At 70.5% G+C, this 24,647-nt stretch carries 23 protein-coding genes and 1 pseudogene; 15 read left to right on the top strand and 9 right to left on the bottom strand.

What is annotated here, in order from left to right:
* The first annotated feature begins 52 nt into the window (after positions 1–52).
* The 10 genes and pseudogenes from AC07DF_RS10290 to AC07DF_RS10335 all read left to right on the top strand — a co-directional run bounded on the left by AC07DF_RS10290 (position 53) and on the right by AC07DF_RS10335 (position 7,785).
* Positions 53–1,270, top strand: a complete 1,218-nt coding sequence (locus AC07DF_RS10290) for an acyl-CoA dehydrogenase family protein (protein WP_478969006.1) — start codon at positions 53–55, stop codon at positions 1,268–1,270.
* Positions 1,271–1,635: 365 nt separating this feature from the next.
* Positions 1,636–2,022 carry a hypothetical protein gene (locus AC07DF_RS10295; RefSeq protein WP_478969009.1) on the top strand — a complete coding sequence of 129 codons (387 nt, stop codon included), beginning with the start codon at positions 1,636–1,638 and terminating at the stop codon, positions 2,020–2,022.
* Positions 2,023–2,106: 84 nt separating this feature from the next.
* On the top strand, positions 2,107–2,826 hold the full coding sequence (locus AC07DF_RS10300; protein WP_478969011.1) for a DUF6766 family protein: 720 nt from the start codon (positions 2,107–2,109) through the stop codon (positions 2,824–2,826).
* 44 nt (positions 2,827–2,870) lie between these two features.
* Positions 2,871–2,951 (top strand): annotated as a pseudogene (locus AC07DF_RS10305) (hypothetical protein); the annotation flags it as partial.
* Positions 2,952–3,099: 148 nt separating this feature from the next.
* Positions 3,100–3,474, top strand: a complete 375-nt coding sequence (locus AC07DF_RS10310; protein WP_478969014.1) for a hypothetical protein — start codon at positions 3,100–3,102, stop codon at positions 3,472–3,474.
* 438 nt (positions 3,475–3,912) lie between these two features.
* Positions 3,913–4,317 (top strand): hypothetical protein, encoded by a 405-nt coding sequence (locus AC07DF_RS10315; protein WP_478969016.1) that lies wholly within the window; start codon positions 3,913–3,915, stop codon positions 4,315–4,317.
* Positions 4,314–5,135, top strand: a complete 822-nt coding sequence (locus tag AC07DF_RS10320; protein WP_478969020.1) for a hypothetical protein — start codon at positions 4,314–4,316, stop codon at positions 5,133–5,135. Before AC07DF_RS10315 ends, AC07DF_RS10320 begins: the two co-directional genes overlap by 4 nt.
* A gap of 38 nt (positions 5,136–5,173) precedes the next feature.
* Positions 5,174–5,695 (top strand): roadblock/LC7 domain-containing protein, encoded by a 522-nt coding sequence (locus tag AC07DF_RS10325; RefSeq protein WP_478969022.1) that lies wholly within the window; start codon positions 5,174–5,176, stop codon positions 5,693–5,695.
* Between the two features lie 67 nt (positions 5,696–5,762).
* Positions 5,763–6,137 (top strand): roadblock/LC7 domain-containing protein, encoded by a 375-nt coding sequence (locus AC07DF_RS10330; protein ID WP_478969025.1) that lies wholly within the window; start codon positions 5,763–5,765, stop codon positions 6,135–6,137.
* Between the two features lie 97 nt (positions 6,138–6,234).
* Positions 6,235–7,785, top strand: a complete 1,551-nt coding sequence (locus AC07DF_RS10335) for an FAD-dependent monooxygenase (RefSeq protein ID WP_478969027.1) — start codon at positions 6,235–6,237, stop codon at positions 7,783–7,785.
* 1 nt (position 7,786) lies between these two features.
* Here AC07DF_RS10335 and AC07DF_RS10340 read toward each other — a convergent pair whose 3' ends face one another.
* The 6 genes from AC07DF_RS10340 to AC07DF_RS10365 form a co-directional block, all read right to left on the bottom strand.
* On the bottom strand, positions 7,787–8,767 hold the full coding sequence (locus tag AC07DF_RS10340; RefSeq protein ID WP_478969029.1) for an alpha/beta fold hydrolase: 981 nt from the start codon (positions 8,765–8,767) through the stop codon (positions 7,787–7,789).
* A 103-nt stretch (positions 8,768–8,870) separates the two neighbouring features.
* Positions 8,871–9,365 (bottom strand): lamin tail domain-containing protein, encoded by a 495-nt coding sequence (locus AC07DF_RS10345; protein WP_478969031.1) that lies wholly within the window; start codon positions 9,363–9,365, stop codon positions 8,871–8,873.
* A gap of 148 nt (positions 9,366–9,513) precedes the next feature.
* A complete protein-coding gene (locus AC07DF_RS10350; RefSeq protein ID WP_478969033.1) occupies positions 9,514–10,878 on the bottom strand; it encodes an FAD-dependent oxidoreductase in 1,365 nt (454 codons plus the stop codon).
* A gap of 128 nt (positions 10,879–11,006) precedes the next feature.
* Positions 11,007–13,742, bottom strand: coding sequence for a SpoIIE family protein phosphatase (locus AC07DF_RS10355; RefSeq protein ID WP_478969035.1), 2,736 nt, complete (start codon positions 13,740–13,742; stop codon positions 11,007–11,009).
* Positions 13,743–13,935: 193 nt separating this feature from the next.
* Positions 13,936–14,481 (bottom strand): hypothetical protein, encoded by a 546-nt coding sequence (locus tag AC07DF_RS10360; protein ID WP_478969037.1) that lies wholly within the window; start codon positions 14,479–14,481, stop codon positions 13,936–13,938.
* Between the two features lie 28 nt (positions 14,482–14,509).
* Entirely contained in the window at positions 14,510–15,079 is a 570-nt protein-coding gene (locus AC07DF_RS10365; protein ID WP_478969039.1) for an ATP-binding protein, read from the bottom strand.
* A 228-nt stretch (positions 15,080–15,307) separates the two neighbouring features.
* Here AC07DF_RS10365 and AC07DF_RS10370 point away from each other — a divergent pair, with 228 nt between their 5' ends.
* Complete coding sequence (locus AC07DF_RS10370; protein WP_382484102.1) at positions 15,308–15,538, top strand: DUF397 domain-containing protein; 231 nt, start codon at positions 15,308–15,310, stop codon at positions 15,536–15,538.
* Positions 15,539–15,594: 56 nt separating this feature from the next.
* The gene (locus AC07DF_RS10375) at positions 15,595–16,509 is read left to right on the top strand and encodes a helix-turn-helix domain-containing protein (RefSeq protein ID WP_478969042.1); all 915 of its coding nucleotides are present in this window, start codon (positions 15,595–15,597) and stop codon (positions 16,507–16,509) included.
* Between the two features lie 66 nt (positions 16,510–16,575).
* Here the strand turns inward: AC07DF_RS10375 and AC07DF_RS10380 are convergent, their stop codons facing one another.
* On the bottom strand, positions 16,576–17,403 hold the full coding sequence (locus AC07DF_RS10380) for an SAM-dependent methyltransferase (RefSeq protein WP_478969044.1): 828 nt from the start codon (positions 17,401–17,403) through the stop codon (positions 16,576–16,578).
* A 244-nt stretch (positions 17,404–17,647) separates the two neighbouring features.
* Here AC07DF_RS10380 and AC07DF_RS10385 point away from each other — a divergent pair, with 244 nt between their 5' ends.
* Both AC07DF_RS10385 and AC07DF_RS10390 read left to right on the top strand, forming a co-directional pair.
* Positions 17,648–20,038, top strand: a complete 2,391-nt coding sequence (locus AC07DF_RS10385; RefSeq protein ID WP_478969046.1) for a molybdopterin oxidoreductase family protein — start codon at positions 17,648–17,650, stop codon at positions 20,036–20,038.
* Positions 20,035–20,526, top strand: a complete 492-nt coding sequence (locus AC07DF_RS10390; RefSeq protein ID WP_478969049.1) for a hypothetical protein — start codon at positions 20,035–20,037, stop codon at positions 20,524–20,526. Before AC07DF_RS10385 ends, AC07DF_RS10390 begins: the two co-directional genes overlap by 4 nt.
* Positions 20,527–20,535: 9 nt before the next feature.
* Here AC07DF_RS10390 and AC07DF_RS10395 read toward each other — a convergent pair whose 3' ends face one another.
* Positions 20,536–21,915 carry a GH1 family beta-glucosidase gene (locus AC07DF_RS10395; RefSeq protein WP_478969051.1) on the bottom strand — a complete coding sequence of 460 codons (1,380 nt, stop codon included), beginning with the start codon at positions 21,913–21,915 and terminating at the stop codon, positions 20,536–20,538.
* A 180-nt stretch (positions 21,916–22,095) separates the two neighbouring features.
* Between AC07DF_RS10395 and AC07DF_RS10400 the strand changes: the two genes are divergently transcribed.
* Positions 22,096–23,778: a hypothetical protein gene (locus tag AC07DF_RS10400; RefSeq protein ID WP_478969492.1), complete on the top strand. Its 1,683-nt coding sequence runs from the start codon at positions 22,096–22,098 to the stop codon at positions 23,776–23,778.
* Positions 23,779–23,789: 11 nt separating this feature from the next.
* Here AC07DF_RS10400 and AC07DF_RS10405 read toward each other — a convergent pair whose 3' ends face one another.
* Positions 23,790–24,596 carry a hypothetical protein gene (locus tag AC07DF_RS10405; RefSeq protein ID WP_478969053.1) on the bottom strand — a complete coding sequence of 269 codons (807 nt, stop codon included), beginning with the start codon at positions 24,594–24,596 and terminating at the stop codon, positions 23,790–23,792.
* Positions 24,597–24,647 lie beyond the last annotated feature (51 nt).

A 24,647-nucleotide genomic window follows, 5' to 3' on the forward strand; every position in this document is an offset into this window, starting at 1 on the left:
TTTCTAGGAAGCGACGGGCACCGAGGTCCGTACGCCGCCGGCGGGAGGTCCCGTGCCCATCCAGTTCGATGTCGATCCCACTGTCGCTCAACTAGCCGCCTCGACTGCGGAGTTCGTGCGCGAGGTTGTCATTCCGGCCGAGCGTGAGTGCGGTGGGTCCGTGCACGACGCGCCCGAGGCGCTGCGGGAAACCCTGCAGAAGGCCGCCCGGGAAGCGGGTGTGTTCGCTCCGCACGTCCCGGCGCGGTGGGGCGGACACGGGCTCGACCTGCGCGGGCAGGCGGTGGTGTTCGAAGCGGCCGGCTACTCGCTGCTCGGACCGCTGGCGCTGAACTGCGCGGCCCCGGACGAGGGCAACATGCACCTGCTGGAGAAGGTGGCCACCGGCGAGCAGCAGCAGAGGTATCTGCGTCCGCTCGCCGCGGGCGAGAGCCGCTCCTGCTTCGCCATGACCGAACCGGCTCCGGGAGCGGGTGCCGACCCCCGCTCCCTGCGCACCACCGCGACCCGCGTTCCCGGGGGCTGGCGTATCGACGGGCGGAAGTGGTTCATCACCGGTGCCCAGGGGGCCGACCTCGCCATCGTCATGGCCCGGACCTCCGGTGGCCCGGGCGACCCGGGCGGCGCCACCATGTTCCTGGTCGGCGCCGGCACCCCCGGCATGCGCCTCGTCCGGACGATCGAGACCCTGGACGAGTCGCTCTTCGCCGGGCACAGCGAGATCGTCTTCGAGGAGTGCGTGGTGGGGGAGGAGCAGGTGCTCGGTGCGGTCGACCGCGGCTTCGAAGGCGCCCAGGTCCGGCTCGGTCCCGCCCGGATGACCCACTGCATGCGCTGGCTGGGGGCCGCCCGCCGCGCCCAGGACGTCGCACTGGAGCGGGCGGGCAGCCGGATGGCGTTCGGCTCGGCGCTGGGAGACCTCGGCATGGTCCAGCAGATGCTGGCCGACTCCGAGATCGACATCGAAGCGAGCCGCGCACTGATCCTGCGCACCGCCTGGGAGCTGGACACCGCCTCCTCCGCCGCCTCTCAGCTCACCTCGGTGTCCAAGACCTTCGTGGCGGAGGCGGTGAACCGGGTGGTCGACCGGGCGGTGCAGATCTGCGGAGCGCTCGGCGTCTCGGCCGCGGACGCACCACTTGCCCGTCTCTTCAGGGAGGTGCGGCCGTTCCGGATCTACGACGGCCCGTCGGAGACACACCGTTTCGCCATAGCGCGCCGCGCGGTCCGGCCGTATCGGCAGCCGTGCCCGGGCGCCGCCGACGGCTGATCGATGACGGGCCGTCGGCGCCCGGGACGCCGCCGTGGACGTACTGGCACCTCGGTCCCGGCCTCGGGCCGGACTACTTGGAGGAGCAGCGAAGACGCGACTGGGCGCACAGCACCGGCCAGCGACAGCCGGTGGGCACGTCCTCCGCGCGTCACACGTCCCGAGGAGTACCTCGGCCACAAGGAACGGCCTGCTGGACACCGGCCCCAAGGGGTGCCCGGCGGCACGGGCGAATCAGCACCACGGTGCCCGCACGAGGGCGGCTCGGCCAGGTGAGGGAAGGCCGGGGCGCGGTAACCACTCGTGTCGGGCTCACTGCGATGTACTGCGGTGGGAGGTGCACCATGGCCGGGCGACTATGTGGTGTGACGCTGTCTGTCCTGCTCGCCGCTGGTGTCGTCGGCTGCGGCACCACGGCGGAACGGCAGGATGACGTACGCGATACCGCGGCCGCGTTCGAGCGGTCCCTCCGTGAACGGGCATACGACCGTGTGTGCGCGGTTCTCGCTCCCGCAACCGTCGAGGAACTTGAACGGTCGGCAGGCAGCCCCTGCGCGAAGGCGGTGAGCGAGGAGTCCTTGAGGCCAGGCGGTGCCGTACGGGGGACGGACGTGTACGGCAACCAAGCACGGGCGGTGCTCTCCTCGGACACCCTGTTCCTGTCCCACTTCACCGCCGGATGGAAGATCGTGGCCGCCGGCTGTACACCACAGCCGCAGGAGCCCTACGAGTGCCGGATCAAGGGCGGGTGAGGGGGTGAGGATCATGTTCACCGTGATCGTCGGGATCATCGCGGTCGGTCTCGCCTACATGGCGGCCCTGGGACTGATGCACCGATGACCGGCCACTCGCCCCGGACCACGCCGCCCGAGCGCCGGGGCCCGCTGAGCTTCGCGCGGGACAACGGCCTCGGGCTCGCCTTCACCGTGGCGTTCCTGGTGACGCTGGTCGGGCAGGCGATCGCCGGACATGCCGACTTCAACAACCAGATGGCCGCCGACCAGCTCCAGCAGATTTCTCTCGGCGAGTACGTCACCACATCCGATTTCGCCGTCGATGTCTCCGAGAACTGGCAGTCGGAGTACCTGCAGTTCTTCCTCTACGTCGGCGTGACCGTCTGGCTGCTGCAGCGCGGCTCCCCGGAGTCCAAGGAACTGCACAAGGCCGGCACCGAGTCCGACGAGGAGCAACTGGTCGGCGAGTACGCCGAGGAGGGCTCGCCCAGCTGGGTCAGGGCCGGCGGATGGCGTCGCGCGGTGTACTCGCACTCGCTGCTGCTGGCCATGGGGACCATTTTCCTGCTGTCCTGGATGGTCCAGTCGATCACCGGCGTGGCCGCCTACAACGAACAGCGGCTACGGCAGTTGCAGGCGCCGCTGAACTGGGCCGACTACCTCGGCGCGGCGGACTTCTGGAACCGCACCCTGCAGAACTGGCAGTCCGAACTGCTCGCGGTCGCCTCGATGGCCGTGTTGTCGATCTACCTGCGGCAACGCGGCTCCCCGGAGTCGAAGCCGGTGGGGGCGGCCCACGGGGCGACCGGCGTTGAAGGCTGAGTCCGGCAGCACTACGATCACCGGACATGGACTGACTCGAGCGCATCGCGAAGTCGAGGCAGTGGACCAGGAACGGGGCGCGGGCGCCACACGAGCCCCTCCTGCTTCTGTACGCCCTAGGCCGCCAGGCAGCCGTCGGCCTATCCATCACGGCGCCGTGCGCATAGCGTGCCCCAAGGCGACCAACAGCGGTCAACTGCGGTGCGAACCCGCTCTCACAGCGCCACGCCTGAGGCGCCGCCTCGTCGAGGGCGTGCAAGGGACCGGGGGATCGTGGACGAGACATTCGACGCGGCAGGAGTGTCACTGTGTTGCGCCGCAGCCATCCGGCTGGGCGGAGCCGTGGGGGTGCTGATCGAGCGATCCGGCCTGATTGATCACTACATTCCGATCATGGCGGGGTTGGAGAGCATCACGGCATTTCTCGACGGCCGAGAAGGCGACGACGACTTGCTCGGCTCAGAACATCGTGGCAGCGCAAGCGCTGAGCTTCGCGTCGAAGGCAGTGGCAGCCTGGCCCGCTTCGAGCTGGCTTGCCAGCAGGAGGCGGAGGACCAGCTACGGAAAGACGGTCTGCCTGCTCTGTGGGAACTGACGGAAGTCCGGTCGAAGCAGTATCGCCAGGCGGCGGACCAGCTCATCGGGTAGTCAACGCCTCAACCAAGCCCAGATCCGGTTCCGGCTCCACTGGGCGAACCGGCGGTAGACCGTGGCCAGGCCAGGCCGGGCCGAACACCTGCGGCAGCTGCCGCCATGCCGTCGCGCCAATCTGATGACTCGTCAGTGAAGTCAGCAGGTGGTCAGCATCAGTCCTGCGAAACCCTGCGAGAGCTTGCCGAACATGGGAATCGCAACAGGGGTGCCGTGATGTGCCTGACTCGTGAAGGTGCAGGTTAGGGCGAACAGCCAACTGCCCTGTGACCCCCCGCGATGCATCCTGCGCGCTTCCGATCAACCCCGTTCACCCCCCGCCCGCTTCCCTGCACATTCCTTTGGAAAATGCCAAAGCGTTCACCAGCGCCAAGCACACACCGTAGTGTCGTGCTCACGTTCGCGGGAACGGCCGTGCAGGGGAGGGGATTCGGCGTGCCCGGAATTGACGAGAGTCTGCTGGAGGCCATGCGGTTGCCCGGCGCGCGAGGGGCATCGGTGGTCGACTGGATCAGCGGTCTCGCCCTGGGCGCGGTGGGTGACGCACCGGGCGGTGACCTGGAGGCGACGGCGGCCGAGACCGCCGAACTCGCCCGGCTCGCCACGGAGAGCGGTCTCCTCGCACCGGCCGGCGGCGACGAGGGAGAGGTGTCCGGCAAAGAACCACCCGTACAGGACTTGATCATCACGAATTCTGACTCGTACCACCTGCTCAGGTTCGTCAGCACGACGTTCGACAGCACCGTGTTCGTGCACTTATGGCTCGACCGCAGTGACGGCAACCTGGCCCTGGCCCGCATCCGGCTGGCCGAGATGGCGGACAGACTGGTGCTCGGATGACCACGCCGACCCGCGCCTCCCGCACGGACCAACCGGCCTCGGCCCTGCTCGGCACCCTTGCCGCGCAGGGCGCGAGCGGCGCCCTGTCCACCGAGTCGGGCGTCGTCTACCTGGCCTCGGGACACGTCGTCCACGTCGAATCCGCCGTCACACCCGACCTCGGCGACCTGCTCACCCACAGCGGTGCGCTCGCCCCGGACGGCTGGTGGGCCGCGATCGACCAGGCCGGCCGCCGCTGCATGGTCGGCCGGCAACTGGTCGACAGCGGCCACCTCGCCGCCGGCGCGCTGGAACTGTGTCACCTGGGCGCCCTGTTCGACGCGGCGTACTTCGTCCTCGCCCATGACGGACCGGCACTCCGCTTCCGCCCCGGAGTCGCGCACTGGCTCGGCGCGGTCCGCTCCGTGCCGGTGGACGCCGTCCTGCGCGAGTCGAGACGCCGCCGCGAACTGCTGCAGCGCATATGGCCCGAACCCTGTGTCGACCTCGCCCCGCTCGCCCGGGTGCCCGACACCGACCCCTCGGACCTGCCGGCCCGCCGCAGCCGTACCCTCGCCCAGGTCGACGGCGTCCGCACCGCGGCCCAGATAGCCACGGCCCTCGCCTGCCGCACCTTCCACACCCTCGTCGAACTCCGCCGCCTGGCCGCCGCCGGCATGGTCGTCCCCGTGGCCACGGCCTCCGCCTCCGCTCCAGCCCCAGCCTCAGCCCCAACCCCCGTGTCCGCCGAGCCGGGCCCCGCCCCTCGTCCCGTCGTACCGGACGAGCCCGACACCGCACTGCTGCGACGGCTTCTGCACGCCTTGGAGGCACTGTGATCCGCGCGCGAAGACAGCGTGCCGAAAGGAGAATGCTCATGGCCGTCGAGACCGACGTCCTGGACGAACTGCGTCGGCTCCGCACCCGCGTACCCCGGCTTACGGGCTCCCTCGCGGCCACCGTCGACGGACTCGTCCTCGCCCACGACGTGCCGGAGGCCGAGCCGGAGGGGCTCGCGGCGCTCACCGCCGCCGCCCTCGGCGTCGCATATCGCCTGACCGACGCCGCCGGCCGCGGCGACTTCCGTGAACTGCTGGTGCGCGGCTCCCGGGGCTACGTCGCGACGTACGCGGCCGGAACCACCGCCGTCCTCACCCTCCTCGCCGAGGACCGAGTCAACGTCGGCCGCCTGCACCTGGAGGGCCGGCGCAGCGGCGCCCGGATCGCGGACCTGGTGGCCACGCGCGTCGGGCCGGGCACCGGCCGCCACGCCGACCGGCCCGCACCCGCCGAGCACCTCGCCGCAGCGCCCCCGGCCACGGCGCGCCCCATCGGCACCCTCCCGGTCCGCACACCGCAGCGGCCCACCCACCAGCCACGCCCGCACACCGGCCTCTGAGCCGCCCGAACCACCCGAACCTCACGACGACCCACCGAAGTAATACGGAACGAAAGGAACCGAGCGCATGGCCAACACCGAGACCGCGCTGAAGGAATGTCTGAGCTCCATCGACGGAGCCACGGCCGCAGCCCTCGTCGACTACACCAGCGGCATGGCCCTCGGCACCCTCGGCGGCACCAAGGACTTCAACCTGGAAGTCGCCGCCGCCGGCAACACCGACGTCGTACGAGCCAAGCTGCGCACCATGGAGCACCTGGGACTGAAGGAGGACATCGAGGACATCCTGATCACCCTCAACACCCAGTACCACCTCATCCGTCTGATCAAGGGGCGCGGAGGCAGCGGACTGTTCCTCTACCTCGTGCTCGACGGGAGCCGGTCCAACCTGGCGATGGCCCGCCATCAGCTCCGCCGTATCGAAGCCGAGCTGGAGGTCTGAGCCCGCACCACCCTGAACCGGCACCACGGGAGCCCTCCGGACGCGACACGGGCCGGAGGGCCCCGGCCCGCAGTCGGCCGCGACTACCGTTGAGGCCATGACGGCACCCCTGGACGTGCTGGTGGTGGGCGCGGGCCCGACCGGACTCGCGCTCGCGACGCAACTGCGCGCGTACGGCACCCCGTTCCGGATCGTGGACCGCTCACTGGACCGTGCCCGGGAGTCACGCGCGCCGGCCATCCAGCCCCGGACCCTGGAAATGCTGGCCGGATTCGGGGTGACGGACGACTTGGTCGGCCGGGGCAGTACGGCGGTCCGGCTCCACCTGCATCTGCCCCGGCGGGAGCTGCGGGTGCCGGTGTTCGACGTCGGCTGCGAGGACACCCCGTACCCCTTCCTGCTCTTCCTCCCGCAGTCGGAGACCGAAGCCGTCCTGACGGCCCGGCTGGCCGCCCGGGACGTGACCGTCGAACGAGGCACGGAACTGGTGAGCACCGAGCGGGAGGGCGGGTACGTCAGCTGCCGGCTCCGGCGCCCGGACGGCAGCCAGGAGACCGTGCGGGCGCGCTACGTCGTCGGCTGCGACGGAGCGCACAGCACCGTGCGCACCCAGGCGGGGATCGCCTTCGAGGGGCATGCCTATCCGCAGACGTTCTTCCTCGCCGACCTCGAGGTCGACGGGCTGGAGCCGGGCGCCGCGCACACCTACATGACCGCGGCCGGGATGCTGTTCTTCTTCCCGCTCGGTACACCGGCCACCTGGAGAATGATCGCGATGCGCCCGCCGGGTTTTCCCGCGGGCGAGGTGACACTGGACCTCCTCCAGCGGCTCGCCGACGATTGGACCATCGTCCGCACCGGCCGCACCGGGCACAACCACCCACGCCTGATCCTGCGCGATCCGGTCTGGATGACCGCCTTCCGCATCCACAATCGCGGCGCCACCCGCTACCGCAACGGCCCGTTCTTCCTCGCCGGGGACGCGGCGCACATCCACAGCCCGGCCGGGGGGCAGGGCATGAACACCGGCATCCAGGACGCCCTCAACCTGGGCTGGAAGATCGCTCATGTCTGCCGGGGCGCGGCGCCCGAGGAACTGCTGGAGACGTACGAGGCGGAGCGGGCCCCGGTCGGCCACGGCGTGCGCCGGCTCACCGACCGCGCGTTCACCGTCGGCACGAGCGGCAACCCGGTCCTCCGGCTCGCCCGCACCCGGCTCGCCCCGCGCCTGGCCCCGCTGCTGCTGCGCACGACCCGCCCCCGGGCACGACTCTTCCGCACGGTCTCCGAACTCGGCATCCACTACCGCCGCGGACCTGCCTCCACCAGCGGACCGCACCCACCACGACAGGGCCCGCGCGCGGGAGACCGGCTCCCCGATGTCCCGGCCGGACTCCACGAGCGCACCGCCGCACGGGGCTACCACCTCCTGCTCACCGGCCCGGCCCACCTCTGGCCACCGGATGTGCCGGAGCGTGGACCCCACGACCTGCTCAGCGTCCACCACCTCGGCTCGGACAGCCCTTGGCCGGACGTCACCCACGCCCTCGTACGCCCGGACGGATACGTGGGATACGTGTCGCGCGGCAGCGACCTGACCGGTCTGCGCGCGTACCTCGAGCGCTGGCTGCCGGGCCTGGTTCTCTAGGTCAGCGAAGACCGGCGAGCCACTCGATCAGGAGCCGATTGGTCTCGTCCGGCCTTTCCTGCTGCAGGAAGTGACCGCAGCCATCCAGGATATGAGAAGCCGTCAGGCCGGGCAGAGTCGTCGGGTACGCCTCGATAGCGTCGGCCAGCCAGGTCGTGGACGCGTCCAGGCCGCCGCCGATGAAGAGGGACGGCTGGGTGACGGGAGCGCCGGCGAGGCCGGCCAGGTCCTCCCAGTCCCGGTCCATGTTCCGGTAGCGGTTCAGGGCGCCGGTCATCCCCGTACGTTCGAACTCCCCGGCGTACACGTCCAGGTCGTCCTCGGCCAGCCAGTGCGGCAGCCGGCCGGCGGGGAAGCGGTCGCGCAGCTTTCCGCCGCGGGCGACGAAGTGCGGGTCGGGGGCGTCGGCTCCCGGCATCGTGTCGGCGGACAGGGCGGCGTAGAAGCCCGCGAGCCAGCCGCGTACGTCCGGCTCGATCTCGGCCTCGGCCCGGCCGGGCTCCTGGAAGTAGGAGACGTAGAACTCCTCGTCGCCGCCCATCCGGGCGAAGACCTCGCTGGGCCTCGGGCCGCCGGGCGGGGTGTAGGGCACGCTCAGGAGCCCCACCGCGCGGAACACCTCGGGCCGGAGCAGCGCGGAGGTCGCGGCGATGCCCGCACCCCAGTCGTGCCCGATGACCACTGCGGACCGCTCGCCCAGTGCACGCACCACGGCGACGTTGTCCTCCACCAACTCCCGCATCCGGTACGACTCCACCGCCGCGGGGCGGGACGAGCGCCCGTAGCCGCGGACGTCGACGGCCACCGCGCGGAAGCCGGCCGCGGCCAGCGCCGGCAGCTGGTGGCGCCAGGTGTACCAGGACTCGGGGAACCCGTGCAGCAGCAGAACGAGAGGTCCGTCTCCCTGCTGCACGAGGTGCGTGCGACCGGCCGGTGAAGGCACCAGACGGTGGGCCGGGCCGATGTCGGACGTCTGCGGCATGGATCCTCCTCGGGTATGCGGACCCTCTGATCATGCTGCGCCCGCCGGGAAGGACGTGAGGCCTGTTGCCGGAACGGCAAACAGGCCTCACGCTCATGCCATTTCAGCCGTGGTACGTGATGTACCCGTTGCCGTCCTTGTCGGAGCCGCTCTTGGTGTACGAGTGCACGTCGGCACGGCTGCCGGACGGCTTGTACACGTAGATCGTGTCCTTGTCGTTGTTCCACATGAAGTTGCAGTTGTCGCGGTAGACGACGTTCTTCGTGTCGGAGTCGGACCCGTTGCCGCCGCGCAGCTTCACGTAGTCACCGGGCTGAAGGGTGTGGCTGGCGGTGAAGGTGAACCTGTTCCCCGCGGCGTCCTTGACGACGTATCCCTTGAGATTCACCGTCGTCGACCGCGAGTAGTTCTTGATCGTCAGGTACTCCTCAGCGGTGTTCCCGCCCGAGCAGCGGTTGGAGTCGCGTCCCGGAGCGTCGTACTGGATGCCGCGGATCTTCAGCGCGGAGCTGTACTCGGCGGCCTGGGCCGGAACCGCCGTCAGGGCGGTCAGGGCTCCGGCGACGGCCGCCGTGGTGGCGACAAGGCGTATGTGCATGGACGTTCGTCCCCCCTGGCAAGGTCTTCTCGTGAAGGCCATGTGATGGTTCGGTGAAGCATCCGGATCGTACACGCTTCAAGCACGCATAAGGGCGGGTCCGGTGACATTGCCACCGGACCCGCCCTACAGGCGTACAGGACGGGCGTCAGGCGCCGCTCGCCCGCAGCATGTCCTCGCGCTCGACGAGCTTCACGCGCTCGCGGCCCTCCGGCTCGCCCAGCGCCTTCTCCGCGGCGTCCAGCTTGTACCAGCCATCCCAGGTGGTGAAGCGGACGTTCCGCTCGGCGAGGAACGCGTCCACCGCCTCGGGGGCGGGAGTGGCGGGCGTCTGCAGCCGGCCGTTCGCGTAGTCGTCCAGCAGGTTGGACACCGTCTCGTTGGCGTCGCCCTTGGTGTGCCCGATGAGGCCCACGGGGCCGCGCCGGATCCAGCCGGTGACGTACGTGGACTGGAGGTGCTCGCCGGACTCCTGCATGACACGCCCGCCCTCGTCGGGGACGGTGCCGGAGTCGATGTCCCACGGCAGCTTGGGGAGTTTGTCGGACAGGTAGCCCACCGCACGGTAGACCGCGCCGACGTCCCAGGTCTTGAAGGTGCCGGTGCCCTTGACGTTGCCCGTGCCGTCCAGCTCCGTGCGCTCGGTGCGCAGGCCGACGACCTTGCCGTCCTCGCCGAGGACCTCGACCGGCGACTCGAAGAAGTGCAGGAAGAGTTTGTGCGGCCGGTCGCCGACGTCGCGGATCGCCCAGTTCTCCAGGGTCTTGGCGACCATGTCGGCCTGCTTGTTGCCGCGCCGGGTGGCGATCGAACCCTCGTCGTAGTCGATGTCCTCGGGATCGACGATGACCTCGATGTTGGGGGAGTGGTCCAGCTCCCGCAGCTCCATCGGGCTGAACTTCGCCTGCGCCGGGCCCCGGCGGCCGAACACGTGGATCTCCTTGGCCCGGTTGGCCTTCAGACCCTCGTAGACGTTCGCGGGGATCTCCGTCGGCAGCAGCTCGTCCGCCGTCTTGGCCAGGACGCGCGCGATGTCGAGGGCGACGTTGCCGACGCCGAGCACGGCGACCTTCTCCGCCTCCAGCGGCCAGGTGCGCGGCACGTCGGGGTGGCCGTCGTACCAGGACACGAAGTCCGCCGCGCCGTACGAGCCGTCGAGCTCGATGCCGGGCAGGGGCAGCGCCCGGTCGGCCGTCGCGCCGGTGGCGAAGATCACGCCGTCGTAGAACGCGCGCAGGTCGTCCAGGCCGATGTCGGTGCCGTAGTCCACGTTGCCGAAGAGCCGGATCTGCGGCTTGTCGAGGACCTGGTGCAGGGCCGTGATGATGCCTTTGATCCGCGGGTGGTCGGGCGCCACGCCATAGCGGATCAGTCCGAACGGCGCCGGCATGCGCTCGAAGATGTCGATGGAAACACCGGGGTCGGCGGCCACCTCGGACTTGAGCAGGGCGTCGGCGGCGTAGATCCCGGCGGGGCCGGATCCGACGATGGCTACCCGCAGGGGGCGGGGCATGGTCAGGTTCCCTTCGAGTGGCGACAAGCGATCTCGTCGGGAAGCCTAAACTAAGGCAAGCCTAAGTCGGTACGCGGGTCCGGTCTATGAGCTCATAAGGCAACTTTATGACCACTCCCAACGGCTGCTTATGGCAGTGGCTGCTCCGCCCAGATCACCTTCCCGGCGGGCAGATAGCGCGTCCCCCAGCGCTCCGCGAGCTGGGCGACGAGGAACAGGCCCCGCCCGCCCTCGTCCGTCATGGTCGCGTACCGCAGATGCGGCGACGTGCTGCTGCTGTCGAAGACCTCGCAGATCAGGTTGCGGTCGCGCATCACCCGTACCTGGATGGGACCGTCGCCGTACCGGAGCGCGTTGGTGACCAGCTCGCTCAGGATCAGCTCGGTGGCGAACGACAACTCCTCCAGTCCCCACTCGGTCAGCTGCCGGGTGACCGCCGCCCGCACCTCGCCCACGGCCGCCGGGTCGGCCGGCACCGGCCACTCGGCGACCTGGCCGGCGGAGAGCGCCCGGGTGCGCGCGACGATCAGGGCGATGTCGTCGCTGGACCGGGCCGTGAGCTGCGAGTCCAGCACGACCCGGCAGGTGTCCTCCGGGGACTGACCGGCCCGGCCCAGTGCCTCGCGCAGCATCTCCAGGCCGACGTCTATGTCCCGCTCCCGGTCCTCGACCAGCCCGTCGGTGTAGAGCACGAGCCGGCTGCCCTCCGCCAGTTCCAGCTCCGCCGTCTCGAACGGCAGACCGCCGAGCCCGAGCGGGGGACCGGCGGGCACCTCCGCGAACTCGACACTGCCGTCGGGGTGGATCAGCGCCGGCGGGGGATGCCCGGCCCGCGCGACGGTGCAGCGCCGGGAGACCGGGTCGTAGACGGCGTACAGGCAGGTCGCGCCGGTGACCGGGGCGCTGCCGTCCTCCTCGGTCTCGTCCTGGTCGATACGGCCCACCAACTCGTCCAGCAGGGCGATGAGTTCGTCCGGCGGGAGGTCCAGGGCTGAGAAGTTGTGCACGGCGGTCCGCAGCCGCCCCATCGTGGCCGCGGCGTAGAGCCCGTGGCCGACGACGTCCCCGACCACGAGCGCGACCCGGGCCCCAGACAGCGGTAGTACGTCGAACCAGTCGCCGCCCACCCCGGCCTGTGCCGGCAGATAGCGGTAGGCGATCTCCAGCGCCCCCTGTTCGGGCAGGCTCCGGGGGAGCAGGCTCCGCTGGAGCGTCACGGCCATGCTGTGCTCGCGGGTGTAGCGGCGGGCGTTGTCGATCGAGACGGCGGCCCGCGCGACCAGCTCCTCCGCGAGGACCAGTTCGTCAGCGTCGAAGGGCTCCGGCTTCTCGAATCGCCAGAAGCTGACCACGCCCAGCACCAGGGTGCCCGCCCGCAGTGGCACGGTGATCAGGGAGTGGATGCCGTACTCCACGATGTGCGCGGAGCGCTCGAGGTCCTGAGCCTGCCAGCCCGGGGCCTCGCCCAGCCGGGGTTCCAGGACGGCCCGCCCGGTGTCGAGGCTGTGGCCCTGCGGAGAGGACTCGACGAACCTGATCCGCTCACCGACGGGGTAGAGCGGAGCGTCCTTGCGGATCCCGCTCAGCGCCGTACGGCTCAGCGCGGCGGCCGCGTCCGGCTGCCCGCCGCCCAGCACCGCGTCGTACAGGTCCACGGTGACGAAGTCGGCGAACCGGGGCACGGCCAGCTCGGTCAGCTCTTCTGCGGTACGCGTCACGTCCAGGCTCGTCCCGATGCCCACCCCGGCGTCGTACAGCATGTTGAGCCGTTCCCGCGCGGTCTCGGCCCGGCCGGACAGGGCACGCAGCTCCGTGGAGTCGCGCAGCGTGGCGACGCTGCCGGGCGGGCCGCCCGCGCTCTCCGTGGTGCGCTGGTTGACGGCCAGGAGCCGGTCCCCGACGAGGTGCACCTCGTCCGTGGCGATGCGCCCCGAGGCCAGCAGGTCGGCGGTGCCGGGGTCGAGCCCCAGGCCGAGGATGTGCCGGCCCTCGGCGTCGGCGGGCAGTCCCAGCAGGCGGTGTGCCTCGTCGTTGGCGAGCAGCAGGGTGCCCGAGCCGTCGAGGATGAGCACGCCCTCGCGGACGGCGTGCAGCACGGCGTCGTGGTGTTCGTACATCCGGGTCATCTCGTGCGGCCCGAGCCCGTGGGTCTGGCGCAGCAGCCGCCGGCTCACCAGCGCGGCGCCCGCCGTCGCCAGGGCCAATGCGACCGCGGCGGCGGCCAACACGAGCGGCAGCTGACGGTCGGCGGTGCCGCCGACGTTCTCGGTCGTGATGCCCGCCGACACCAGGCCCACGACCCGCCCGTCCGGGTCCTTCACCGGCACCACGGCTTGCACGAGGTGGCCGATCGTGCCCTCGATCTCCTCGGTCACCGGCTCCCCGGCCAGCGCGGGCGCGATCGTGCCGACGAACTTCTTCCCGATGCGGTCCGGCTTGGGGTGGGTGTAGCGGATGCCGTCGGTGTTCATGACGACGACGAAGTCGACCTTCGACTGCTCGCGGGCGGCCTCGGCGCGCGGCTGGAGCACCGCTGTGGGATCCGGGCTCTCCAGCGCCTCGACCGTGCCCGGCGCGTTGGCGAAGGTCTCCGCGACGGCGAGCGAACGGTTACGGGCCTCCTGGGTCGTGTCGTGCCGCACTTGCAGCACCAGCGCCACCACCGCGGCCACCACCAGCAGCAGCACGATCACCACGACGAGCAGGAACACCTGTCCGGCGACGCTGCGTCCGCCCACGACCGACCGCAGCCCCGCCGCCGGATGCCACCGCGACGGACCCGCCTCCCGCCGCTGCCGTGCGGACGGCGCAGCGCCGGGCCGCAGGGGCGATCGAGTCCCGGATCGACCCAAGAGTCGGACCATGTGCCATGTCTACACTGCCCGGCCCCGGGAGGCGAGGGGCATCACCCATGGTGACAGGGGGCCCTCACGGTTTCGTCACGTCTCCCGGCGCCTGCCGTCAGCACCCGGAGCCGTCTCGGAGCGGACGCGCACACTCACCTTGGCCCGATCGGAAACCTTCCGCAAAATCTCGGCGGCCTCAGGGCCCCGGGTCTCAGGTTCCCAGGGAGCGCGCGAGCTCGTTCGTGGCCCGGGCGATCTCGGTGTCCTCGTCGTCCATCAGCCCGCCCAGCTCGCCGCGCCGGGCACGCACCGCCTGGCGCGCCGCACGCTCCCACACCACCGGGTTCTCCCGGTGGTTCAGCAGCTTCGGATAGACGGCGGCGGTGCTTTCCCACTGCCGGGCGTCGGCGATGTTCTTGAGCAACTGGATGATCTGGGCGCGACAGGACACCTGCGGCAGCTTCGCCAGCTCCCAAAGGAACGGAACCGTGGCGGCGGTGGCCTGCGCCACGACGAAACCGAACTGGCAGATCCGCTTCCGCAGGTCCTCGAGAGCGGAGCGGGCGGTGTCGGGGTCGCCCCATGCGATGCCGTTGAGCAGGAGGGGAATCGCGGCCGCCGAACCGGTGGAGTCCTGGATGTCGCCCCACGGCACGCGGTCCATGGCCGTGAGCGGGGTGGCCCGGGCCACCCCGGCCGGGATGTCGGGGCGCTGTGGGCGCTCGCTGCTCGGGTGTTCCGTCGAAGCGCTGCGCATGGCGAGGGGCCTTTCCGCGGCAGTCGTGTCAGATGGGTGGACAGGTCGACAACCTGGCCCAGACCGTCTTGCCCGCCGGGGGACAGGGGGTCCAGCCCCATTCCTCGGACAGGGCGTCGACGATGCACAGGCCTCGGCCGTGCTCCTCGAGAGCGGAGCCGTCGGCGGGCGTGTGCAAGGGCGGATGGTCGTCGGGGTCGGAGACGGTGACCAGCAGATGGGTGGGATCCAGGCGGAATCCGAGCCGGACCTCCGGCGCGCCCGATGTCCCCGGCGCCGCGTGCGTCGCGGCGTTGGCGGTGAGCTCGGTGATGACGAGGGTGGTGTCTTCGCAGCAATGGTCGAGCGACCAGCTGTGCAGGGTGTCACGGGTGAAGGACCGGGCTCGCGCGAACCCCTCCCGGCTGCACTCGACGCGCAGGGCGGCCGAGGAGGGCAAGGCATCGGAGGGCCCCGGCCTCGTCACCGGCATCGAGGTGGCCTCGTACGGCGTCAGCGTGTGCGGGCCGGGCGGGAGACGGTGGCTCGTGCCGGGTGCGCTCGCCTGCGCCGCGCCGCCAATCGGCGGCCGGAGCACGTGCTGCACAGGTGATGACACGGCATCTCCCCGATGCGACGTCAGGACGCGGCGCCGGCCCAGGGGTTGACGCCGCAGCTATTATCCACGCTGACGGTGCTCGCGTGCAATTGCACGAGAAATTGCGTGAAAATCAAGCCGTCTTGGGTACACAAGCCGGGACGAGAGCGGCCGAGGGACGCGGCCGGTCCCGTCCGGACGGCCGAGCACACCGTGCGCGGCGGGTACGAGAACAGCGAGGAGACTGCGGTGCCACCAGTGCAGAACGGAGTGCGGGCAAGCATGCTGGACGCCCGCTGGATCAAGAGCCGGCACAGCAACGCCGAGGGCAACTGCGTCGAAGTCGCCCCTCTCGTCGACGGCGGGATCGCGATGCGCAACTCCCGGGATCCCGACGGGCCCGCGCTCGTCTACACGGCGGCGGAGGTTGCGGCGTTCCTGGCCGGTGCCAAGGACGGTGAGTTCGACCACCTGCTCTGAGGAGGGCGGGTGCGATAGGCTAAATCGCCCTTGTGTCCGGTCTGCTGGGAGTCAGGATGTCCGCCGCGTCGCATCGCATCTCCCGTCTGGAACCCTACCTGGACAGGCCGGAGCCGGCGCCGACTCTGCTGAAGATGCTGGTCGGTGTGCAGCTGGCAGGCTTCCGTGAGGACGCCGGGCTCGCCCAGGACCAGGCGGCGCGCGCTGTCGGGTTCAGTCCCGCGAAGCTGTCCCGCATCGAGTCGGGCAAGGGCCGCCGTCCGCCGACGGAGAACGACGTCCGTGCGCTGCTGCGCCTGTACGACACCGACGACTACGAGGTGTCGGTGCTGCTCAAGCTGCTGCAGCGGGCCGGGGAGCCGGGCTGGTGGCAGCGGTACGACAAGCGGCTGATGCCCGAGTGGTTCGACCGATTGGTCGGACTCCAGGAGGCCGCCGCCACCATCCGTACCTTCGAGATCCAGTACGTGCCGGGCCTGTTGCAGACCCCCGCCTACACCAGGGCCGTGGTCGAGCGGGGCCTGCCCAATGCCCCGGCCGGGGAGGTGCAACGGCGCGTCGAACTCCGCGAACGGCGGGCCCGGTTGCTGTCGCGACCCGAGGCCCCGCAGCTCTGGGCGATCATCGACGAGTCCGTGCTGCTGCGTGTCCTGGGCAGCACCGACGTGATGCGGGAACAGCTCGCGCACCTCGTCGAGATGGCCGGACGCCCCAACGTGACCCTGCAGATCGTGCCGCTGAGTGTCACCAACGCCTCGGCGCCTGCCATCCCGGTCACCTATCTGCGCTTCGGCGGCCTCGATCTGCCCGACGTGGTCTACCTGGAGCACATCAGGAGCGCGAACTTCCTCGAGGACCGCGACGAGACGGAGGAGTACCGGATCGCGCTGGACCGGCTCGCGGACGAGGCGCTCAAGCCCCGTGACTCCCAGGAACTGCTGCGTCAGACCATGGAGCAGCGCTACCCGTGACATGAGGGCGCCTCTCGCGGGACGACAGACGTCCCGCGAGAGGCAGTTCGGCGAGAGGCGCTCCCGCTACTTCTCCAGCGGAATCCGTCCGACGCCGCCGAACTCGATCCACTCGTGCGTCAGCTGACGCGGCGCCACCTCGGTGTCCGGACGCCAGGTGGACACCTCCACGAGGCCCGGCTCGAGGATCTCCAGGTCCTCGAAGTACGTCTCGACGTCCTTCGGCTCACGCACGCGGCCCCAGTGCCCCTGGGTTGCCTGGTCCATGAAGTTCGTGACGAAGTCACGGACTTCGGCATCCTCACTGACCAGCTGGCACATCACCAGGAAACTGCCGGGCGCGAGCCGCTCCCGGACGCGGCGGGCCACCGCGAGCGGCCCGTCGGTGTCACTGTCCGGGATGCAGTGGAACACCGAGTTGAAGAGCACACACACCGGCTCGGAGAAGTCGATCAGCCGCTTGGTGTCGGGGTGGTCGAAGATCAGGTCGGTCTCGCGCATGTCCGCGTGGATCACGGTGGTGCGCTCGTCCTGTTCCAGCAGCGCACGGCCGTGGACCAGCACCATCGGGTCGTTGTCGACGTACACCACGTGGGTCGTGGGGTCGATGCGCTGGGCGACCTGGTGCACATTGTCCTGCGTCGGCAGGCCTGAGCCGTGGTCCAGGTACTGCCGGATGCCGTACTCCTCGGACAGGGTCCGCACGACGCGCTGGAGGAATCGCCTGTTGTTGAGGGCCAGGCGGCGCGTGCTGGGCACGACCTTGTCGAGTTCCTCGCAGGCGGCGCGGTCCGCAGCGTAGTTGTCCTTGCCGCCCAGGTAGTGGTCGTACATGCGCGCCGCCGTCGGCACGGTCGCGTCGATCTCGGTGGACAACTGCTTCTCGGAGTGCATCGTTCCCCCTGCAAGGCGCCGCGCCAACGGACTGGCTGGACAGGAAGTACATCCTAGGGAGCGGGAGTTGGACGGTGCCAGCCTCTCGGCGCAGGTGCCCCCGATCGAACGACAAGAGGATTTCCCGCGAATTCGCCTCGTGCCCAATGTGTAACCCTTTGCGACCTCTGAGTCACCAGTGCTTCGGCTGCCTCGGAAGGGTTACTCGCCGGTGGAGGGTCGTTCTCCTCTGGAAGGTGGGGCCGTGGACACATCGGCTGACCGGATCGCGGATCCCTGGGGCGCCCGTACCCCGTACGAACCCGGTACGCCCTGGCCCGTCCGGACGGACACGCACCTGCGGGCCGGGATCGCCGAGTCCGACGTGGAGCGGTGGGTGCGGTCCGCCTCCCTGCTGCACTCCAACGGCGACGCCATGGACATCGCGGTGCGCGAGGGGCGCATCGTCGGGGTGCGAGGCCGGGCCGGGGACCGGGTGAACCGCGGGCGTCTGGGTCCCAAGGACCTCTACGGCTGGCAGGCGAACGGCTCCCCGGACAGGCTGACCAGGCCACTGGTCCGCGAGAACGGCCGGCTGGTGGAGCGCGACTGGGACACCGCCATGGACCGGATCACGGCCCGGACCAGGCAACTCCTGGACGACAAGGGCCCGGGCTCGATCGGCTTCTACACCACGGGGCAGCTGCTTCTGGAGGAGTACTACACCCTGGCCGTCCTCGCCCGCGCCGGCATCGGTACCAACCACCTGGACGGCAACACCCGCCTGTGCACGGCCACGGCCGCCGAGGCGCTCAAGGAGAGCTTTGGCTGCGACGGGCAGCCCGGCTCCTACGAGGACATCGACCACGCCGACACCGTCGCCCTCTTCGGCCACAACGTGGCGGAGACACAGACGGTGCTGTGGATGCGGCTCCTGGACCGCCTGGAGGGCGGCGACCCGCCCCGGCTGGTCTGTGTGGACCCGCGGTTCACCCAGGTCGCCCGGCGCGCCGACGTCCACCTCGCCCCCCGCGCGGGCACGAACGTCGCGCTCCTCAACGCGCTGCTGCACGAGATCATCCGCACCGGGCGGATCGACCGCGCCTACGTCGACGCGCACACCGTCGGCTTCGACGAACTGGCCGCCGCGGTCGAGGAGTGCACCCCCCGGTGGGCGGCCGGCATCTGCGACGTACCGGCGGCGCAGATCGAGCGGGCGGCGGAGATCCTCGGCACGGGGGAGCGGCTGCTGTCCACCGTCCTCCAGGGCGTGTACCAGTCCCATCAGGCCACCGCGGCCGCCGTCCAGATCAACAACCTGCATCTCATCCGCGGGATGCTGGGCCGCCCCGGCCGCGGACTGCTCCAGATGAACGGGCAGCCCAGCGCCGAGAACACCCGCGAGTGCGGCGCGGACGGCGACCTCCCGGGCTTCCGCAACTGGCAGAACGATGGGCACGTGGCCGAGCTGGCCGCCGTATGGAACGTGACCCCGCAGACCATCCCGCACTACGCGCCGCCCACCCACGCGATGCAGATCTTCCGCTACGCCGAGCAGGGCTCGATCGGCATGCTGTGGATCACCGGCACCAACCCCGCCGTGTCCCTGCCCGAGCTGTCCCGCATCCGCTCGGTCCTCGCCCAGGAAGGGCTGTTCGTGGTCGTACAGGACCTGTTCCTCACCGAGACCGCGCAGCTCGCCGACGTGGTCCTGCCCGCGGCGACCTGGGGCGAGAAGACCGGCACCCTCACCAACGCCGACCGCACGGTCCACCTGTCGGAGAAGGCCGTCGAACCACCCGGCGAGGCCCGCCCCGACCTGGACATCTTCCTCGACTTCGCCGCCCGCATGGACTTCCGCGACAAGGACGACGGGCCGCTGATCACCTGGCACGACCCGGAGTCCGCGTTCGCGGCGTGGCAGCGGTGCAGCGCCGGGCGCCCCTGCGACTACACGGGCCTCGACTACGACCGGCTGCGCGGCGGAAGTGGCATCCAGTGGCCCTGCACCGAGGAGGCCCCCGACGGCACCGCGCGCCTCTACACCGACGGCATCGCCTTCGCCCACCCCGGCACCTGCGAGAGCTACGGCAGGGACATGGTCACCGGGGCGAGCGTGGAGCCAGGTGAGTACCGGGCCCTCAACCCCGACGGCAAGGCGGTCATCAAGGCGGCGGAGTACCTGCCGCCCCACGAGGACACCTCCGCCGACTTTCCCCTCCAGCTGATCACCGGCCGGACCGTGTACCACTTCCACACCCGTACCAAGACCGCCCGGGCCCCCGAACTGAACGCCGCCGCCCCGGACGTCTGGGCGGAGATCTCGCCCGCCGAGGCCTCGGTGCAGGGGCTCGCCGACGGCGATATGGTGCGGGTCACGACCCCGCGCGGAGCGGTGCGGGCCAGGCTGCGCACCACCGCGATCCGCGACGGCATGGTGTTCCTGCCGTTCCACTACGGCTACTGGGACACCCCGGCGGGCCACCGGCCGCCCGACGACGGCCCGGGCCGCGCCGCGAACGAGACCACCGTCACCGACTGGGACCCGGTCTCCAAACAGCCCCTGTTCAAGACCGGCGCGGCGCGCGTCACCCTCGTCGCCCGCCGGGCGAGCGACACCGGGGCACGGAACGGGACGGCGGGGAGCGGCTCATGACCGGGATCGGCACCACACTGCGCCTCCTCCACGACGGCGAACGCGACCTGGAGCAGGACCTGTTGGCCGCCGCCGCACGGCACCGCGCCGACCACGAGTTCCACCACGTCGCCCTCGACGTCGCCCGCTGGTCCCGTGAGCACGCCACCCGCCTCGCCGACGCGGGCCACGACCACGGCGTCGATCTGCCCGGCCCGCGCGGCAACCCGTCACTCCGCGCGCTCACCGCACTGCGGGAAAAGGCGTCGGAGGCTCTCGGCCGACGCCCCGAGACCGGCCTGCTCCTCCTGAACGACCTGCGCGACCTGCACCTGGCGGCCACGCGGAACTCCCTGCACTGGGAGATGCTCGCCCAGGCGGCGCAGGCCACCCGGGACGAGCGTCTCCTGGCGCTGGTCGCCGACTGCCACCCGCAGACCCTCCGGCAGCTCCGCTGGACCGACACCATGATCAAACAACTGGCCCCGCAAGCCCTGACCAGTGCGTGACCCGGGCCGTCACCGGCGCTGCGCGGCGATCATGGCCCGGTACCAGTGGTAGCTGTCCTTCGGCGTCCGCCGCTGCGTGGCGTAGTCGACGCGGACGATGCCGAAGCGCTTGTCGTAGCCGAAGGCCCACTCGAAGTTGTCCAGGAGGGACCACACGTAGTAGCCGCGGACATCCACGCCGGCGTCCATCGCGGCCCGCAGCGCGGTGAGATGGTCACGCAGGTAGGCGACCCGGTCGCTGTCGTGGACGGCCCCGTCGGCGCTCACCTCGTCGTCCTCGGCCGAGCCGTTCTCGGTGATGTGGAGGGGCGGCAGGGCGTCGCCGTAGCGCTCCTTGAGCCCGACCAGCAGATCCGTGAAGGTGCGGGGTGCGACGGGCCAGCCCATGGCGGTGTGCCGCACCCCGGGCAGCCGTACCTCCTCGTAGTGGTTGTCGGTCGCCACGCGCAGCGCCGGGTCGCTCTCGCGGTACGGGGCGTCGGCGACGACTATCGGCCGGTAGTAGTTGATGCCGAGGAAGTCCAGCGGCTCGGAGATCAGTTCCAGGTCGCCGTCCCGCCGGAAGTCCTGGCCGGTGATCAGCTCGCCCCAGGTCTCCTCCTCGGCGGCCGGGTAGCGGCCCGCCAGGATCGGCTCGGTCCACACCAGGTTGTGAAGGGTGTCGGCGCGGGTCACCGCCGACCGGTCGGCGGGGGAGTCGGTGGCGGGGAGATTGCGGTCGAGGTTGAGGGTGACGCCCGCCTCGCGCACGCCGGCCGCCCGCAACGCCCGTACGGCCAGGCCGTGACCGACCAGCAGGTGATGGGCCGCGGCCAGCGCGCCCCGGCCCTCGCGGGCGCCCGGGGCGTGCCGGCCGACGGAGTAGCCGAGGAAGGCACTGCACCACGGCTCGTTGAGGGTGATCCAGCGCGGCACCCGGTCGCCCAGACGCGCGGCGACGACGGCCGCGTACTCGCCGAACCGCTCGGCGGTCTCCCGTACCCGCCAGCCGCCGCGGTCCTCCAGGGCCTGCGGCAGATCCCAGTGATAGAGCGTGGCCGCGGGCTCGACGCCGGCCGCGAGCAGTTCGTCGACCAGCCGCGAGTAGAAGTCCAGCCCCTTGGGATTCACCGGCCCGGACCCGTCGGGGACGATGCGCGGCCAGGCGATCGAGAACCGGTAGGAGTCCACGCCCAGCTCGCGCAGCAGCGCCACGTCCTGCGGGTACCGATGGTAGTGATCACAGGCGACATCGCCGCTGTCCCCGTTCGCGACCAGGCCGGGGGTATGGCAGTAGGTGTCCCAGATCGACGGCCCGCGGCCGTCCTCCTGCGCCGCGCCCTCGATCTGGTACGAGGCGGTGGCGGCCCCGAACACGAAGCCGGGCGGAAAACTCGGGAAGTCAGTCATGTGCACAACGATGCCCGTTCGACTTCTCGAACCAGCGAGCCATGGGGCAGGACGATGCGGCGGCGCCCTTAACGGAAATCCAAGATGGTGATCTGGTAATACTCAGAATTGGTCGAAGTTCGAGAGGATGTCCGCGGCCGCTATTCTCACCGGGTCGGGCCGATTCTCCAGGAGATGACCATGGACGATTACTACGACCTCGGCACCTACAGCCGCCCCGTGACCACGTCCTCCTCCACAGCTCAGCTCTGGTTCGATCGCGGACTGCTGTGGACGTACGCCTTCCACCACGAGGAAGCCGTCGCCTGCTTCGAAAAGGCCGCCGAGGCCGACCCGGAGTGCGCGATGGCGTATTGGGGCATCGCCTACGCGCTCGGTCCGAATTACAACAAGCCCTGGGAATTCTTCGACGACGACGAGTTGGTGCGAACGGTCGACCGCACCCACACGGCCGTCGAACGGGCCCACGACAAGGCTGTCAAGGCCACCCCGGTCGAACAGGCCCTGATCGCCGCGCTGCGCGCCCGCTATCCGCAGGCGGAAGCCGTCGAGGACTGCTCGGTCTGGAACGAGCCCTACGCGGACGCGATGCGTGCGGTGTACGAACTGGCGCCCCACGACCCGGACATCGCCACCCTCCACGCCGACGCCCTGATGAACCTCACCCCGTGGCAACTGTGGGACCTGAGGACCGGGCAGCCGGCCGAGGGCGCCCGGACCATGGAGGCCAAGGCCGTACTCGACGGCGCCCTCGCCACCGAAGCCGGCGTGGGGCATCCAGGGGTGCTGCACCTGTACATCCACCTGATGGAGATGTCCCCGACGCCGGAGCAGGCCCTCACCGTCGCCGACCGCCTGCGCGGCCTCGTGCCCGACGCCGGGCACCTGCACCACATGCCCTCGCACCTCGACGTCCTGTGCGGCGACTACCGCCGGGTCGTCGCGGCGAACAGCGAAGCGATCGCCGTCGACGAGAAGTACCACCGGCGCGCCGGCGCGATGAACTTCTACACCCTCTACCGGGCGCACAACTACCACTTCAAGATCTACGGGGCCATGTTCCTCGGCCAGGCCCAGGTCGCCCTCGACACCGCCGCTGAGCTGGAGGCGGCCATCCCCGAAGACCTGCTCCGCGTGCCGAGCCCCCCGATGGCCGACTGGCTCGAAGGCTTCCTGGCCATGCGCGTCCACGTGCTGATCCGCTTCGGCCGCTGGGCCGACATCCTCGCCCTGCCCGCGCCCGCGGACCCCGAGCTCTACGCGGTGACCACCGCCATGCGGCACTACGCCCGCGGCGTCGCCCTCTCGGCCACCGGCGAAACCGAATCCGCGGAGGCGGAACGCGAGCTCTTCCGCGAGGCGGTGAGCCGGGTGCCCGAGACGCGGATGCTGTTCAACAACACCTGCCACGACATCCTCGCCATCGCGTCGGCCATGCTCGACGGAGAGCTCGAATACCGCAGGGGCGATCACGACCTCGCCTTCGCCGCCCTGGAGCGCTCCATCGAACTGGACGACAGCCTCCCCTACGACGAGCCGTGGGGCTGGATGCAGCCCACCCGGCACGCCTACGGCGCACTGCTGCTGGAACAGGGCCGGGTGGCGGAGGCCGAGGCCGTCTACCGTGCGGACCTCGGCCTCGACGCCACCCTGCCCCGCGCGCAGCAGCACCCCGGCAACGTCTGGTCCCTGCACGGCTTCCACGAATGCCTGCTCCGGACGGGCAACACCGGGGAGGCCGCCCTCGTCGCCCAGCAGTTGAAGCTGGCGACCGCACTGGCCGACGTCCCCGTCGAGGCGTCCTGCTTCTGCCGCCTGGACACCGGACCCGGCTCCGGGACGGACGACGGGTGCTGCCACTGACCCGGTGGCGTTCAGTGGCGGCACTGATCGTGGTGTGCGGCGCGCCAGGTCTCGCAGTTGTAGGTGGTGACGGTGACGTCCTTGGCCGGCAGATAGAGGGGGCGCTGATTCCTGTAGTCGTAGAGGACCACCGTGTTCGGTCCGCGCCCGATGTAGAGCAGCCGGTTGGATTCGACACTGGTCAGGTCGAGCCGCTTGTCGCCGTCGTCGACCGTGAGCCGGATATCAGCGGGATACGCGCGGACGGACAGGAGGGTGACAGGGCCGATATGGAGTGGCTCGACCCACTTGCCGCCTTTGACGTTGTCGGCCATTTCGTCGGCCACGTAGGAGACGAGGGCTCCCACCAGGAGGATGCCCATGGCGCAGCAGGCGAGCATGGTCAGAGCGCGGCGCTCACGGCCCCACAGGAAGGCCCGGGCCCGATCGGTGCGGTGACGAAGGCCGGCCCGGCCCCAGCGGCGTGCCGCCGCGAGTCCGCCCGCGACGGCGGCGAAGAGGGCGGCCGATGTGACGATGCTCAGTGCCGCAAGGCCTGCGGAGCCGCTCAACTGCGTGGAGTATTCGATTCCCACGTCGCCGGGGGCCATTCCCAGTTCACGGTAGAACTGGTCGTACTCCACGGTGAGCAGTCCGAACAGCAGGGCGCTCGCGACGGCAAGGGCCGGTAACAGGGACTTTTCGATCCATGTGTTCCACTCCGGCGGTTCCGAGGCCAGCGCCGAGGCCGACCGGCTGGTGGGCGACGTGGAATGGGAGCTTCCTGCCTGCTGCGGCACCTGTGCCGGTGGGTCGGAGGAACGAGGCGTCGATTTCATGCGGGAACCGTAGTGAGCGCCATCCGGCGTACCCATGAAATCGACGCAATG

The sequence above is a fragment of the Streptomyces sp. NPDC044719 genome (genome assembly GCF_056433405.1).